The sequence below is a fragment of the Sedimentibacter sp. MB35-C1 genome (assembly GCF_030913635.1).
Classification (GTDB): Bacteria; Bacillota; Clostridia; order Tissierellales; family Sedimentibacteraceae; genus Sedimentibacter.
In genome coordinates, this window is record NZ_CP133188.1 from 162792 (window position 1) to 179264 (window position 16473).

Below are 16473 nucleotides of genomic sequence, written 5' to 3' on the forward strand. Positions count from 1 at the left end.
TCAAACCTCTCTTGAAAGTAAAAGTTACTGAATAAGGATTCAAAGTCCATCTTTCAATTTTGAAATAAACTCTCCAATATTAAGAAATATTATTTCAATTCTTTTTACCTGATTAGCTAACTCTAATAGAAGCGCTGTGTTATTGATATTAGCGATTTTTTCATCAATGTTATTTTATATTTTATCACCGTCATTGACATATTTGTTAGCCCACACCAACACCTAATTGACCATCTACTGATTCCGTATTCTTTATTTAAAGATCGTGCAGTCTGTCCGTCCTTCTGTTTTTCTATTATCTCAATTCTTATCTCTTTTGCTTTATTTCTTTTTTCCCAGACATAATTATAACCCCAATCGTAGTTTTATTATCCTACAATTGGGGGCTTTTTGTCTATTGTCCGTTTATTGTTATATTTTCAATTATTTCATAGTCTCTTTTTTCATCAGGATTCTTTTCAGATAAAAGAGTTTTTTCTAAAGAGAACATTTTAGACAAGAACAAGAATAAATAGGCAATGAAAAAGTGGCTTTAACAGTATCCTGAGAAAAATCTTCGATTGTCGAATTTTTAGCTACCTCTTAAGAGATAGCAGTATTATGTTCTTTAGGGTTTTGATTTATTCAACTTCTCGAAGCCTTTCTACTATGCTTTCTTTGGCAGATAATTTGTAGCACAATATAGGTACTAAAATGGCGATAGCTATGAATATTGGCACGCAGTATATAACTGGAATTATTGTATAGTGAGGTGTGAAAAACCACATATCTCCAACAAGTGTATTAACTCCAAAATAGCCTAGCATACTTCCTATAGTTAATGTAAATATTAGAGTTAAGAATGCATGCATTAACCCTTCAGTCATAAGCATTTGTCGTAACTGGCTGTTTGTCATGCCTATACTTTGGAGCATAGCAAGTTCTCTTCTCCTTGCAATAACCGATGTTGCTATTGTATTTATAAAATTCATTATTCCTATAAACCCTATTATAAAGCTTAGAACTAATCCAACAGACAGATACGTTTTTTGTAGATTTTCAAATTCTTTTTCAAATACTGCTTTGGATTCGTACTGCATTTCGTCGTTAACATTGTTGCAATAGTTTTTTAGATAAGTTTCCATATCATCTTCACTATCATCATTTGTATTAAGTATTGTTATCATTGGGGCCCTATCGCTATATTCTTTTAGGAATTCCTTGGATGGTAGATAAAAATTTGGGTCTATTGGGTGGGAGTGACGAACAGAAACGCTGTGCTCTATATTTCCAACAGCCATTACCTCGTATTCCTTTATATTTCCATCTTCAAAATCCAAGCCAACTTTATCCCCAACATTATAATAGTTAACTTCTCCATTACGATCAAATGAAGAAACTATAATGTAATTTCCTGTTTTAAACTTCTCCCAATCTATCTCCCCAGCATAAACCTCTATTGCATCTACACACATTTTATCTAATCCATAAAGATGCCCACTGGCAATACCCGAATCTATATAATACTGGTACATTTCTTTATCCTTCTCCGAAAAAGGGGATTTTGCATCCGCTTCTTGCAAAGCTCTCATAATGTTTTCGTCTATTTTATATGGTAGCTCTATAAAATATATTTTTCCTATTTCCTCTACACCATTTTGCGAGGAAAGTTCATTTAAAAACTCATCTGTTAATGTGTTCTCATTACTATATCCGTTATAAACATTAAAATACCGTGCATCGGCAACAGCAAAATCACTTACTATAGAACCTTTTAAAAATTTATCCATATCAAAGCAATTGACTGCCGAAAATGTTATATTGAGCATTATTAAGCTTAAAGATAAAGAAAGAGTTACTAGTACTACTTTTTTCTTGTTGCGAAGAACATTGGAACAGGCTATCTTGGCAGGACTAGCTTTACCGCTTTTCCTAGTATTTTTTCTAATATTTTTCTCCATTATATCTGTGCTTCTAATAGCTTCTATTGGGCTTACTTTTCCTGCCATTTTTGCGGATTTATTAACGCTAATAAGTACTGTAAATAGTGCAAAAAGTGCTGAACCTATAAATATTAACGGATTTAAAGACATTTTTATTACACTGACATTTGTAATACTAATAACAACAGGAGTTAATATTGCACCAACTAAATAACCCAAAACTAAACCTGTTGGTATTCCTATAATACACAAAAATAATGCTTGTTTCTTTACAAGTTTTCGTATCTGTCTACTTGTTGTTCCCACAGTCTTTAGTAGACCATAGGAGCGAATATCTTTTGCTATAGAAATGTAAAAGATGTTCGAGATTATTAGATATCCACAAAGTGTTATAAGCAAGGAACTTCCCACAATTACTACAACAGAAACCATATCCACTTCGCCAGAACCTATATATGCCCAGTTTACACCGATAGAAATATCTTCTGCTTTATATCCACTATCCTCTATAACTTTTGTCAGTTTATCTTCAATATTATATTTGTTGGAAAAGTTAATATCTGCATTAATTCTTCCGATAAAATCATATTCATTATTTGGAACATAACCTTCCAGTTTTTCCTCTATATAGTCTTTAGAAAGCCAAGCTTGGCTCGCTTTCATCACTTTATCGCCTTTCCAAAAGCCAACCAAAGTAAATGTATCCTTATGCTTTTTATCGTGTATAGAATATTCGAGAGTTACCTTTTCACCTAATTTAGGCTCAACTCCAAGCTTATTTAAAACTATAGTATCTACTGCAATTTCGCCTTTGTCTTCAGGCATTCTTCCTGCAGTAGGTTTAGAAAACATTAGTTCAGCTTCTCTATCACTAGAAGCATAACGAATCTCTGTTGGACGCTTTATAAGCTCCTTATTTTCCGCATTGCCTAAAACAACAGTGTAGTGAATCTCTTTTATGGATTTGTTGTCTTTTAGCTTATTATATTGTTCCTCGGTTAAATATTTAAAACCACCGTGAGAACTTCCGCCAACCTGACGCATAGTGCTCTCTTCCATAGAATCAATCATGTTCATACTAATTGTAAAAACACTTGTGAAAAGAACTGTTGTCAATATAATTCCTACAATCGCAAAAACATTTCTCAGCTTATTAAATTTAACAGTGGCTTTAGCAAGATTACTAATTGTTTTTTGGTTGCTAACTTTAATCATTATCCACACCACCTATGATTTTTCCATCTTCAATTCGGATAATTCTATCTGCCATCTGTGCAATTTCTTCATTATGAGTAATCATAACGATAGTTTGGTTGAAATTGCTACTAGTCACTTTGAAAAGCCCCATAACATCAAGGCTTGTTTTGCTGTCTAAGTTACCTGTTGGTTCATCTGCTAGGATTATAGCTGGTTTTGTTGCAAGTGCCCGTGCAATTGCAACCCTCTGCTGTTGCCCTCCAGATAAATTATTTGGTAGATTATATAGTTTGCTTTCCAAACCAAGAGATTTAATAATCTGGTTCAAATATTTTTCATCTGGCTTATTTCCATCCAACTGTATTGGAAGCACAATATTATCATAAACATTAAGAACTGGAACTAGATTATAGTTCTGGAATACAAAGCCTATTTTTCTCCTCCTAAAGATGGTTAATTCATCATCTTTTAGTGTAAATATATTTTTGCCATCCACCAAAACAGTTCCGTTTGTTGGTCTATCCAATCCTCCAAGCATGTGCAATAATGTGGATTTACCACTACCCGATGTTCCAATAATGGCAACGAATTCTCCGTTTTTAACTTTTAGATTAACACCGTCCAAAGCTTTCACTGTGGTGCTACCTTTGCCATAATATTTTTTTAAGTCGCTTGTTTCTAGAATTGTCATTCTACTACCTCCAGTAAATAATCTATATATAATTATTTCTCTCTATATATAGACTTTAGCAAACCTTTCTTTCCACAATCTTTCGAGAATCTAACAGTTTTGAAAGATTTACGACTAGTCTGGACATTCAGTTGGCAGAAAAACAGAAAAAATGGAACCTTTCCCTTTTTGGGATTTAACTTTTATATATCCTTGTTGGGCAAAAATTATCTCTCTTGCAAGATATAATCCTATTCCGACTCCATCTTTATCTGCTACAGATATAGAACGATAAAACCTTGCAAATATTTTTGATTGTTCGAATTCTTCTATTCCTATTCCACTATCCTTAATATCTATTCTGCAAAACATTTCGTACATCTTAGCTTTAACATTGATTTTAGAATTTGGGCTAGAGTATTTTATAGCATTATCTAGAATATTATAAACGGCTTCCATAGTCCACTTCATATCAAAGTTAGCTGTATAATCGCACTTTTCCAAAATAATTTTTATTCCTTTGCTTTGAGCTTTTGGTTTGGCTTGACTTATAGTCGAGTATATTAAATCAACTACACTATTTTTCTTTGGTAAAACAGAGATAATTCCTGTTTCTAGCCTTGAAGTTTTTACAAGAGATCCTATTAAAAAGCTAAGCTTTTCGGATTGATATATTAAATTATTAACTAACTCTTTACATTCATCATTGAGCTGATACTCAGAAAGTAGTTGAGAATACAGCAGAATATTGGATACTGTTGTTTTTGTTTGGTGTGAAATATCCGAAATTAGTGTGCTTATTTTCTCTTTTTCTTTCTTTATATTCTTTGAAGAGACAACACAACCAGCCAAATATCTGCCCATTTGCGACTCTATTGCAGAAACCTTTGTTTCATCATAAATTTCTTCATTAAAACTTCCATCTATTGCACTATCCAACATTTTTTTTAAATTTAAAAGTGTTTTATCAGTATTTTTTCGTTCTCTAAACACTAGAAAAATGGAGATTATAATCGAAAAAGTAGCGACTAATATACAAACATAATTAATTAGGCTCATATTATTTCACCGCCCATGTGTATCCAATTCCATAGACTGTTTTTATATATTTTGGCGAAGGCTGCTTATCCTCCAGTTTATCCCTAAGACGTTTTATCGCCACAGACAGAGCATTTTCGTCAACATATTCCGTACTGTCGGTCCAGATTCTATCAACAAGTGTAGCTCTTGCTACGGTATTTCCTTTATTTTCTACTAGAATTTTAAGTAGCTTCTGTTCTGTTTTGCTAAGTTCAATAACTTGTCCATTATTATAAAACTTCATTTTTTCAAAGCAGAATTTGAAATTATCTATTAATATTATCTGGGAATTTGAGTTTATAGCTTTCCTTAGCTGAGCATTAACTCTGGCACGTAGAATCATAAGGCTAAATGGTTTCGTTATGTAGTCATCTGCTCCCATTTCTAACCCTGTCACAATATCTGTTTCCAAATCATTGGCAGTTAACATAATTACAGGCATAGATGAAGATTTTCTTATGTCTATGAGAAAATCAATCCCGTTTCCATCTGGTAAATTTATATCCAAAATTATTAAGTCATATTTATTTTCGTTTACAAGGCATCTAGCTTCTTTAATAGTATTTATGCAGGTAAATCCATAGTTTTCTTGTTTTAGAGCAAGTGTTATACCTTTGCTTAAAACTAAATCATCCTCTACAATTAATATGTTATACAAGGTTATCCCCTCCAACGTAATGTTAAACTTATATTACCACTTTTTACATTTCTCATAAACCCAAACACATGCCTAAAATATAAATTATTTGGAATATTTACGAATTATATTACAATTAGTATATAAAAGTCCACATAGATTAATCGGTGTAAAGCCGATTTTTTGTTTTTGGTCATAAAAAATAGGCTAAGTCTGTAGGTCGTTTAAGTTGACCTAAGGCTTAGCCTATTTACGACTTATGAATTTTTTGCTTATAAAATTGATTTAAACTCTTATAAAATTTATTTATCATACCATACCGAATGATACAATGCCCCAATTACAAAAGGTGACCGGGAATTTCCCGGTCACCTTTACTTCAAAAAGATTGAATTACCTAGACACGTTCTGGCAAAAGTGCATTAAAATTGTCGCAACCTCTGCACGAGTAGCCTCTCCACGTGCATCAATCACATTATTGTCCTTACCAGACATCAACTTTGCGTTTACGGACCACGTTACCGACTCAAGCGCCCAATCTGAAATCATGTCGTAATCAGAAAATTTTTGGACAGCCATACCGCCTTGTGTCGTATCATATCCCTTAAACTGCGAATATCGATACAAAATTGCCGCCATCTGCTCACGAGTAATGGTATCTGTAGGACCAAAGTTTCCGTTTCCATAGCCCTTCACGATGTCATTTTCTACCCCCCAGTTGACTGCATCCTCATAATACTTGCCCTCGGTAACGTCTGAGAAACTGGCATCACTGGAAGCCTCAGGTTGTCCTTCCAATCTCCAAAGGATAGTAACAATCATCCCACGGTCAGTGTTGATATAAGGACCAAACTCATCATTGCCCATTCCGCTCATAAGACCTTCATTAGTAACGTAGTAAACTGCATCCTTAAACCAATCGCTATCTTTTACATCATCATAGGTAATTGTTTCAGGTTGCTCAACAGACTTAACAAAGCTAGCTGTAATAGTATGATTCTTTGCAACATTTTCAAAGATATACGATGTTACTGCTCCTACACTCACTCCGTCTACCAAGACATCAGAAACAACATACCCACTGTCAGGGGTAATGGTGAAGCTTTTGTCTGAATTTTTAACCACATTGACCTTACCATTAGCACTGATGCTACCATTTTCTCCTGCCGTTGCAGTGATGGTATATGATGTTGTGCTGCTACTTCCACCTGAACTACTATTCTTTTTCAGAGTCAGTTCACCTACTGCATTGGAAAGGGTTACTGGTGTATAATTTTCATCGGTTGCGGACAGGATATTACCGCTCGTTACGATGCTCCAGTAGGTATACCCATAGCCACTTCTATCGCCTATGGCACTGGCAATTTCCGTGCCGCTTGGAAGCAATGTCGATGACACATTCAGTGTCTCACTCTGGGATTTTGTTGTACTTTTATCCACTACACAAATTGCAGCAACTGCTGCATCTGCGGTGAAGATACTGGAATCATCCACAGTAAAGGTTCCGTCCTCTATATACACGCCGTAGTCACATCCCACTGTAAGTGTCGATCCGTCAGTGACAGAAATGCCACCGTCTAAAGTATGTATACTGTAATACTCTGCGCTTACATTTAACGTTGCACCCCCTTCTACCCGTACAGTATCGCAACCAATGGCGTAAGCACCAGTAGAAGGAATAGACATGGTAGTTCCTTCCCCAGTTACTACCAACGTACCGTCTGTTCCGGAAGCACCGATGGAAATAAGTCCGTTTATCGTTAACTGTGCGCCGTCTTGCACGGTAATCGTATCGCCATTCGTAAAACCGACAATATCTCCGTTAATACTCAGCTCTGCAGTTCCGGTAAAGGTAAAATCAATAAGATAGGAGCCAGCACCCTGGATAACACCATTAATGACGCTGTCTGCAGTCGTGTGAATCTTCACAGGGGAATTGTCAGGCAGGGTAAGATTGCCGTCCACATAAGCACCACCCAAAGTCAACGTGTAGCCGTCTGTACTATTGCCTGTCCAGGTGTAACCATCGTCTGCAAGCGTTGCACTACTGTGGTCACCGCGTGCCAAATCAAGATCACCGTGAATCACGGTAATTCGTTCGCCGCTATTGGAATAAATAGTATTGTTTGTTCCATCAACTCCATCATACACCTGAATTTTGCCGGTGCCTGAAGCTTTTAAAACATTCTGGGCAATTGTTTTGACCTGAACCTCTGTCAGCCCATTCGGCAAAAGAATGATTCCATTGTTAACCAGAGTCCCATTATTGATAATGTATTCTCCGATGTTATCCGCCGTTACTCCCGACATAACTAATCCTGAAGCATTTCCTGCCGTATACATCTTAGAGTCACTGTCGATCGTCCATCTGCTGCCACTGGAGATCCTAAGAATATATTTAGCGGAATACTGCGATATGCCAGTTTGCATTGTTTCATTAGACAATGCACAGTCACCATAAATCGTGTTAGTGATGATGAAATTGGCAGCATCTACAGTTAAGACACTGGCATTGAGTGTGCCGCCGGTATAGGTAACTGTTCCGATGCATACCAGTCCATAAGAATCTAAAGAATGATAGTTGGCTGTTCCACCCGTCATAGAAAAATCTCCCTGACAAATACCAGCTTTTTCGTTATAAATCGTTCCTCCGTTAATCACGGTATCTCCACTGGAATATAAATTGCCTTTAAGATAACCACTATCCATGACAAAATTAACTGCGTAGATGTTTTCTGTATCAATATTTCCACTGCTTGCGATAATCAGTGTACCATCTGTGGAAATTGGTATTTTACTATTTGTCTCCGTTTCTAAGGTTCCATCCCCTAAGAAAGTTAGTTTGTAGTCCTGCGGAACTTGTTTCACAGGATTGTCCTTGTCAATCACTGCGATACCGCCCTGCTTAATAATAGCAATTATATCATTTGCATCAACATTATTGGTCAAGCTATTCTCACCCTCAAGTTCAACAATAACGTCAACGGTTGGAAGGGTAATCAACGCTTTGTACTCGTTTGCTTCCATGGTCGCATTGTGAAGTGTAAGTGTGCCGGCGGTAACGGCTTCACTTTCCACCGTCGGTTTCCACAGAACATAGCCATTTCCTGCTATGTAGACAGTGTCAGTAGTTGGGGCACCTGTACTTAAATCGAGAGTACTATTGCTGATTTCAATGTTAGGGGAATAAAATTTTCCGTCAACTACTAAAACAGGGGTGCCGTTCACCTGAACACTACCGTCCCCCGTGAGGTTCAATGCCGTAATCGTTGCGGCGGAAATAGTTTCGCCTTGGAAATTAATGGTTCCGTTATTAACAATGGTACCGTTATTTGTAATTTCCGTGCCGTCTTCAACCGTAATGGTCACTCCATCGTCAATGGTCAGCGTCCCGCCGTATGCCACAGTCAGCCCATCCTCATCAGTCCAAGCAGTAATGGTTTTATCGTCGGTCAGTTCATAACTTCCATAAACTGTCTGAACCAAGTTATTATAATAGTTTTCCTTGCCCTCCGAGACCCAAGAGCCAGTCAAGTTACCGCTTTGGTACGAAAAGTAACCTGTCGATATTCTCTGCGCGTTCACAGTTCCAATGGTATTGACGGTAATACTGCCATTGGAATAAATTCCCCTTGAAACTCCAGATACTGTTACGTTAGCATTACCGGAGATTGTCAATGCCTTCTGGGCGTTAATGCCGTAAGACATATTACCCGTTGCACTTGCTACGGTCACATCACCTGTAATTGTCAAAGTATCATTGCCTTGACAAATCCCATCGCTACTACTACCATTGGATGTAACATTTAATATCCCACTCCCCTGGATGTCGGTATCGCCACTATCGTGAAAAATCCCAGTGGAGGATGATGTGATATTGTTTTCTCCTTCCACCTCAATGGTAACAGGAAGGTTAGGCAGGTACAGTGCACCACCGCTTGTGTTGTTAATCGTCGCATTGTGCAGGGTCAAGGTTCCGCTGGTAACCACACTACTGTCGTCCAACGTTGGTTCCCACAGAACGTAGCCATCGCCTGCGGTGTAGAAGCGTTTTTCAGTGGGAGTGTCCGTATTCAAGTCAAGTTTATCATTGCTGATATCAGAGTAAACTGTATTAAATTCGCCGCCAATCAGCAAAACATTATTGCTGTCTATCTGGATTTTGCCGCAGCCGCTCAAATTCAAATTATTAATCGTTTCAGCGGTGATGCTTTCATCCATAAAATTGATGGTGCCGTTATTAATAATGGTACCGTTATTTGTGATTTCCGCACCATCTTCTATCGTCAGGGTTACCCCTTCGTCGATGGTCAGTGTTGCGCCAGTTAAGACGGTCAGACCATCTTCCCCAGAACAGGAATTAATGGTTTGATCTGTGGTCAATGCAAAATCGCCGTAAACCGAATAAACAAAATTTTCGTAATAGTTATCCTTGCCCTCAAGAACCAAGGAACCGGTCATGGTACCGCTCGTATATGTAAAATCAGCTGTTGTTCTAATATTCGGTGCATTCACTTCTCCGGTGGTATTAATGGTAATCGTGCCGTTTGAGTAGATATTCTGCTCACCGCCGCCCGAGGCCATTACATTGGCATTGCCGGAGATGGTCAGACCATCCTGGGGATTTTGGCCATAAGCTGCTATTGGTCCAGCCGAATTGGCAACCACAGTCACATCGCCTGTAATGATCAATAAATCATTATTTAGACAAATTGCGCCATATTCGATATGTGAAACGGTCAGCGTGCCGCTGCCTTCGATGGTGGTTGTTCCAATGTTTTTATAAATTCCATAAGAGCCGCCTGAAATTGTGTTTTCTCCTTCCACATCGATGGTTATTTCTACGTTTGGAAGTTTCAGGGCTGTGCCGCTGGTGACGGATATAGATGCGCCGTTCAGCGTCAGCGTACCTCCTGTGACATTACTATCGGTATCCACAGTCGGCCCCCATAGGATATAGCCGTCTTCCGCTATGTAGGCGGTCGTCTCTGTGGGGGTACTGCTGGACAAATCAAGCCCCGCGTTGCTAACGTCGCCCTTGTATGTATAGCTTACGCCGTCAATGGTGATGGTGTCCGTATCAGCGGTTAGCGTTACGTCCTCTGCCATCGCAGCCGTCCAATCTTGGTAGTCTTCCGCCAGTGCCATCACTGGCAACATAGCCATAATCATACATACTGTAAGCAGTATGCTTAAGATTCTTTTCTGCATATTTTCCTCCTTATCATCCTTATGTAATAAATTCTGACAAAGAAATTCAATATTGATGATGGAACCACAGCTTGCAATCCATGATTCCTTTTTATTGCTTCTTTGCCCCATTCTTCGATTCAAGTCTCACCTAAACCTCGGTTTTCTCCTTCTGTTCCCCTGTTATCTCTGCTTTTCGCAACGTGACAGTGCTTCGCAAAGCTGACTGTACCCGACAGGCTTTACAAGATAATGTACTACATGCAGATCATAGGCTTCCATTCCGTATTTCGGAGTATCACTGATAAAAACCAGCTCACAGGCTTTGTACAATTCTCTAATATGTCGTGCTGTTCGAATCCCCTTATCATCATCCAGACATATCAGCGCAATATCCGGAACATTTGCTTCTATGCTTTCATCAAGGAAAGCTCCTGAACCGAGCGCATGAATTTTGACAGCCATGTTTCTTCCGTGGTAATAGCTTTTGATATAACAGATTATCATTTCCTGTTCCGTTACATTATCATTGTAAACAGAGATATTCAATGTCACACCTCCTTGCTTGTTCTTTTCATAAGCAGTAACGAAAACAAAAGTCTCTGATATATAAGAAAATCAGACTACATATATTTTATGATTTTTGAGAAAGTTATTCAATAAAGTCGATGTAAACAGCATCTTTTCGATGTAAAAAGCACATCGAACCCTATAAAAAACTTGACAAAAAGAAATTCATGTCCTTTACTATAGAAAAATTAACAAAAATATGTTATTCTAGCAATGAAATATTATATTGCAGAATGGAGGAAATCAATTGAATATTGGTATCTGCGATGATTTATGTTCAGATCTAGCGCTTTTGGAAAAATATATCTTGCATTATATGAATACACAAAGTATCGACTGCACGATCTCTAAGTTTGAAAGCGGAGAGGATCTGTTAGAGAATTTAAAATATAAACAGTATGACATCTTGTTTCTGGATATTTACATGGAAGGAAAAAATGGCATAGAAATAGCCCACACCATAAGGGATGCAGGTCTGGAATGCCTAATCATTTTTACTACAACAAGTCCAGATCACGCTTTAGACGGGTTCGAGGTTGGTGCAGTACATTATCTAATGAAACCACTGAACTATGAAAATGTCAAAAGTGGTTTGGAACGTTGTAAACAGGTATTTACACAGTCCAGACAGTACATAGAGGTAAAATCCGGACGGACAATTACCCGCATTCTTTTGAATGATCTGATTTTTGCTGAGATATATAGCAACACCCTGTTAATTCATACTCCTTCCAAAGAAGTGAAGACCTATATATCATTGGATGAGTTTATGAAACTTCTTCCAGCGGAAAACTTTCTGCGCTGTCATAGAAGTTATGTTGTCAATATGAATTTCATCGCATCTCAGGACGATTCCGACTTTGTCCTAAAAGATGGTGTGAGAATCCCAATTCCCAAAAAAGATAGACAGTTAATGCGTCAAAAGTACTCTGACTATTTGTTTAGCACAATAAGGAGGAGGAGCAGTGTTTGCTGATACCATAACTTTTATATATATCGTCATTTTTGTAGCTCCTTTTGCGACACTTCGATTTTATCCGTTTCGGGATAAGCTTAGAATTTCCGTTAAGACTCTTTTCCTGCTCTATGTTGTTCTAATCTTAGTTCAGGCAAGTCTTTTTTGTTTTGCTACCCGGCAACCATTTTGGGATTTATCTATGACCCAGCGCTATCAACTGGCTTTTTCTATTTTTAATTCGATTTTATCCTTTTTTCTGGTCCGCGAAAAACTAATAAAGCAAGTATTTGTTTGGGGTATTGCATTTTCCCTAGCAGGATTTATAATGACAAACGCTAATTTTTTGGAAAGCCTGTTTTTTGCAAAATACACAGATTCTGTCCCTTATTATTTTTTTGCTAATATTGCCTCAGCTTTACAGATTGCCATCATTTTTCCTTTTGTAATTAAGCATATGGAACAGAATGTAAGACCTGCGTTGCAAATCGCCTCAGGAAAGTCATGGCATATAGTTTGGATTATTTTTATTCTTCTTTACAGCGGAACATTCCTTACAACAGGAGGTCTGGGTTTTGAGCGATCGGATACGCTCTATGACTATCTGATTCGAATATTTTGTTTCGGCAGTATTATGGGGAGTAGTATCATTTTTTCCATAGCACTGAAACAAACTGCAGAAAATATCTATCTGGAGGAAAAAGCCAACCTGAGTGAACGCCAGCTTGCATTGGAGCATGAATATTTTCAGGCGATTGTAGCGCATATAGATGAAACAAAGGCTGCACGGCATGATCTGCGCCACCACCTTACACTGCTTCAGGCGTATTTAGCTGCGGGCGAACAGCAGAAACTTAAGGAATACATCGGTCAGTATCTGCAAACAGTTGCGGAGGATTCCACAATCATACTTTGTAAAAATTATGCAGTTGACACTATTGTCCGCCATTATATAGAGAAGGCTAAACATTCAGGGGTTCATACAGATGTTCTATTGAACCTCCCTGAGAAAATTAAAATTGCTGATAGTGACTTGTGTGTAGTTTTCGGAAACTTGCTAGAAAACGCTTGGGAGGCATGTAACCGACAAAAAACAGGAGAAAAATTTATCACTGTTAGTGCAGCAGTGGCAGGCGAATATATCATTATAACTGTAGATAACAGTTATGAAGGTTCCATTTTAAAAGAAAATAATGCCTTTCTTTCTTCAAAACGGGACGGAGAAGGTATTGGTATTACTTCTGTTCAGGCAGTATCCGATAAATATTACGGTGAAGTAAAGTTTGAGTTTTCAGATCAAATATTTCGTTCATCTGTTATGTTGAAACTTGTAACGTAATAAGAAAATTATAAGGAACGGGAGACATACATGATATCATAATTTGCCTACCAACAAAAATTAAGGTTGCAAATGGTAGGCAGATTGAGTTATTCTTCATTATTTAAAATTGTTGTTAATTACCCGTTATTAGCAATACAGTTTCCACATGTGTTTTGGCATAAGATGATACAAATACACATTAATATTGGTTTTGCGTAAAGATGTACCCCCTAATGTAAAGGTGCCCTAAGAAGTTAGTAATACCGCTATTATAATCGCAAATATGGGAATCACACTACCCCAAAGTAATTGCGGCACCGTATGACGTTTCGTTTTTATTGATGCCCAATATACCAGTGCAAGGACACATACACTGACAAGAGCTTTAATACCTATAAAATATATTAAAATTAAAATTGGAGCTGCTATCCCAGCAGCATGCCCACTTGCACGAATTTTAAATATTTTATTAAAAACTAAAATTCCAATACCTGATAAAAAATAAACTAAATAAATCATTAGTAATTCTTTAGTAGTATGATAGCACAACACGAAAACAATACCAAATAAGTACCCTAAAACTCCAGTAATGATAGCGAGATTGCGCTGCCCCTCTCTGCCTTTGTTACGGTATTTCGGTAAAACTAATTGTAAGGGATAAGCAGATAACGGTAATACTATAAAAAATATAATTGATATAATATATTGGGAGGTTTCCTGAAAAATATTAGGCTGTAATCTATAAAGAATACTAAGTGTGATTAATGCCATAACTGGCACTACAGTAATCACCCGGATTATTTTTGCAAATTTATTTTCTCTATTCATTTATTTTACCTGCGATACAATTATAAATTTGAATTAAACTAATCTTCACGCCTGTCACCTAAAAAGAAAAGTGCCACGGTTCCTGGACCGGTATGAGAGCCGATTACGGTGCCAACGCTGTTTATCATTACACGCCCATTGAGTAAAGGGAATTTTTCTTCTACTAAATCAGCCACCCTGCGTGCATCTTCATAACATGCTGAATTGGAGATAAAACACTTTCCAGAGTAATTTATACCATCCTTTGCATGCAGCTCCATCATATGAACAATTTCCGAAATCACATGCTTTTTGCCACGAATCTTTTTACGTGGAGTAAGTTTTCCATCGTAGCTCATATTTAGCAACGGGCAAATATTAAGCAAAGTTCCTACAGTTGCAGATGCAGCTGATATACGACCACCGCGTTTATAGTGTGTAAGGTCCGTAGAGAAAAACCAATGATGTACATTAAGCTTATTTTCCTGAAGCCAATTATATACTTCATCAATTGATGCTCCATTATCCCGCATATCTGCCGCCATACTTGTAAGCAGCCCATAGCCTGAGGACGCACCTAAGGAATCTACAATGAGGATATTTCTATCCGGATATATTGATAGCAGCTCATCTCGAGCAATAGTAGCAGAATTATAGGCTCCTGATAAGCCAGAAGAAAACGAAATATGGAGAATATCTTTTCCATTCTTCAGAAATGGTTCGAAAAACTCTATATACTGTCCTACATTTACTTGTGAGGTTGTAGGCATTGATCCTGCTGAAATTCTTCTATAAAACTCTTCAAAAGGTATGGTTTGGCCCAAATCATCAAAATATTCTTTCTTATCTAAAATATAATGAAAACTTACAAATGGAATATTCCTTTTTTTAAAATAATCATAGGGCAAGTCTGCTGTAGAACAACAAGTTAAAATATATTTAAACATATTCAATCATTCTCCTTTATAACCTGATAATAGGTATTCGCCTTAGATGCAGACATCATATAATCTTCCTAAGTAAACAAGTGATTTTTATTGCGATTTAAAATTAAAATGATAATACCAGTCCACCGTCATGTGCATAAGTTGAGCTCAACCCAACATTTCTACAATTTCAAGTTCCTCTAGCCCACTTTCTGCAAGATCATGTATTTTTCTGCAAATCAATGTCTCACCGGCTGAAGCGCTTAAAGAATCAAAAACATGTATAAATTTTTGTTCTATTTCTTCAACAAACATATAAGCCTTCTCCTTATTTTGACATATATAATATGCCAACTGTATTTGGACCACAATGGGAAGAAATTGTACATCCCGCGCGTGTAACTAAAATTTCTTTAAAATCAGATATTTCTTCTATAGTTTCTCTTATAAGGTTAATATTCTCGGAAGATGTGCCAGAGTGGCTAATAAAAATCCTATCGTCTTTTAAATCAGTTTTGTTACTTAATTTATCCAATGTGTAATGTTTTAGAACTCTGGGCAAAGTACCACGGTACTTTCTTCCTACCTTCATTTTTCCACTTGAATTATCAACCTCTATGCTTGGCTTAATATTAAATAAATTTGCACCTAGAGCAGCAACGGCTGAACATCTTCCGCCCTCACGAAGATAAGTAAGGTTATCTACTATAAAACTTGCATGTACTTTAGTCTTTAATTTATTAACTTCCTGACAGATTTGATTTGCCACCATTCCCTGCGCTATGCGTTCAGCAGCTTCTATAACAAGCAGTCCCATTCCTGTAGAAAGATTGCCTGAATCTATTGGATAAACATTCCCTAGTTCTTTTGCTGCTATGCAGCAATTTTGGTATGCAGAAGAAATTCCCGAGCCAATGTTTAAATGAATAACCTGATAGCCATCATCTGTCCACTTTTTAAAATAATCCATATATTCTATAGGGTTAGGAGCTGATGTTTTCGGTAAAATTAGATGCTTTTGGTATGTATCATAAATGTTATCCGGCGTAATATCTATCCCATCATTATATAGTTTATCATTTAAATTAATATGAAGCGGATGTATATTAACTTCATATCGTTCTTTTAATACATCACCAAGGTCGCAGGTACTATCTGCACTTAAAATAATTTTATTCAAGTTATTCTACCTCTCTTA

12 protein-coding genes are annotated in these 16473 nt (G+C 37.1%); 2 read left to right on the forward strand and 10 right to left on the reverse strand.

Annotation, left to right across the window (positions count from 1 at the left end; all coding sequences use genetic code 11):
* Positions 1-620: 620 nt before the first annotated feature.
* From RBQ61_RS00805 to RBQ61_RS00830, 6 genes are all read right to left on the reverse strand, one after another.
* Positions 621-3137, reverse strand: a complete 2517-nt coding sequence (locus tag RBQ61_RS00805) for an ABC transporter permease (RefSeq protein ID WP_308138653.1) — start codon at positions 3135-3137, stop codon at positions 621-623.
* Positions 3130-3810, reverse strand: a complete 681-nt coding sequence (locus tag RBQ61_RS00810) for an ABC transporter ATP-binding protein (RefSeq protein ID WP_308138654.1) — start codon at positions 3808-3810, stop codon at positions 3130-3132. The genes RBQ61_RS00805 and RBQ61_RS00810 overlap by 8 nt, the downstream gene beginning before the upstream one ends.
* 114 nt (positions 3811-3924) lie before the next feature.
* On the reverse strand, positions 3925-4848 hold the full coding sequence (locus RBQ61_RS00815) for a sensor histidine kinase KdpD (protein ID WP_308138655.1): 924 nt from the start codon (positions 4846-4848) through the stop codon (positions 3925-3927).
* 1 nt (position 4849) lies between these two features.
* Positions 4850-5527 (reverse strand): response regulator transcription factor, encoded by a 678-nt coding sequence (locus RBQ61_RS00820; protein ID WP_308138656.1) that lies wholly within the window; start codon positions 5525-5527, stop codon positions 4850-4852.
* A gap of 372 nt (positions 5528-5899) precedes the next feature.
* Positions 5900-10828 (reverse strand): S-layer homology domain-containing protein, encoded by a 4929-nt coding sequence (locus tag RBQ61_RS00825; RefSeq protein WP_308138657.1) that lies wholly within the window; start codon positions 10826-10828, stop codon positions 5900-5902.
* A 51-nt stretch (positions 10829-10879) separates the two neighbouring features.
* Positions 10880-11245: a hypothetical protein gene (locus RBQ61_RS00830; RefSeq protein ID WP_308138658.1), complete on the reverse strand. Its 366-nt coding sequence runs from the start codon at positions 11243-11245 to the stop codon at positions 10880-10882.
* A gap of 268 nt (positions 11246-11513) precedes the next feature.
* Here RBQ61_RS00830 and RBQ61_RS00835 point away from each other — a divergent pair, with 268 nt between their 5' ends.
* Positions 11514-12242: a LytTR family DNA-binding domain-containing protein gene (locus RBQ61_RS00835; RefSeq protein ID WP_308138659.1), complete on the forward strand. Its 729-nt coding sequence runs from the start codon at positions 11514-11516 to the stop codon at positions 12240-12242.
* Entirely contained in the window at positions 12232-13560 is a 1329-nt protein-coding gene (locus tag RBQ61_RS00840) for a sensor histidine kinase (RefSeq protein WP_308138660.1), read from the forward strand. The genes RBQ61_RS00835 and RBQ61_RS00840 overlap by 11 nt, the downstream gene beginning before the upstream one ends.
* A gap of 228 nt (positions 13561-13788) precedes the next feature.
* On the opposite strand, the gene RBQ61_RS00845 is transcribed toward RBQ61_RS00840, so the two are convergent.
* From RBQ61_RS00845 to RBQ61_RS00860, 4 genes are all read right to left on the reverse strand, one after another.
* Positions 13789-14370, reverse strand: a complete 582-nt coding sequence (locus tag RBQ61_RS00845) for a hypothetical protein (RefSeq protein WP_308138661.1) — start codon at positions 14368-14370, stop codon at positions 13789-13791.
* Positions 14371-14408: 38 nt separating this feature from the next.
* Positions 14409-15296 carry a DegV family protein gene (locus RBQ61_RS00850; protein WP_308138662.1) on the reverse strand — a complete coding sequence of 296 codons (888 nt, stop codon included), beginning with the start codon at positions 15294-15296 and terminating at the stop codon, positions 14409-14411.
* 147 nt (positions 15297-15443) lie between these two features.
* On the reverse strand, positions 15444-15590 hold the full coding sequence (locus RBQ61_RS00855) for a hypothetical protein (RefSeq protein WP_308138663.1): 147 nt from the start codon (positions 15588-15590) through the stop codon (positions 15444-15446).
* A 13-nt stretch (positions 15591-15603) separates the two neighbouring features.
* Entirely contained in the window at positions 15604-16455 is an 852-nt protein-coding gene (locus RBQ61_RS00860; RefSeq protein ID WP_308138664.1) for a DegV family protein, read from the reverse strand.
* Between the last annotated feature and the right edge of the window lie 18 nt (positions 16456-16473).

Coding starts and splice junctions, on each gene's coding strand:
- RBQ61_RS00805 (WP_308138653.1), bottom strand. CDS start 3,137: ATGATTAAAGTTAGCAACCAAAAAACAATTAGTAATCTTGCTAAAGCC.
- RBQ61_RS00810 (WP_308138654.1), bottom strand. CDS start 3,810: ATGACAATTCTAGAAACAAGCGACTTAAAAAAATATTATGGCAAAGGT.
- RBQ61_RS00815 (WP_308138655.1), bottom strand. CDS start 4,848: ATGAGCCTAATTAATTATGTTTGTATATTAGTCGCTACTTTTTCGATT.
- RBQ61_RS00825 (WP_308138657.1), bottom strand. CDS start 10,828: ATGGGGCAAAGAAGCAATAAAAAGGAATCATGGATTGCAAGCTGTGGT.
- RBQ61_RS00845 (WP_308138661.1), bottom strand. CDS start 14,370: ATGAATAGAGAAAATAAATTTGCAAAAATAATCCGGGTGATTACTGTA.
- RBQ61_RS00850 (WP_308138662.1), bottom strand. CDS start 15,296: ATGTTTAAATATATTTTAACTTGTTGTTCTACAGCAGACTTGCCCTAT.
- RBQ61_RS00855 (WP_308138663.1), bottom strand. CDS start 15,590: ATGTTTGTTGAAGAAATAGAACAAAAATTTATACATGTTTTTGATTCT.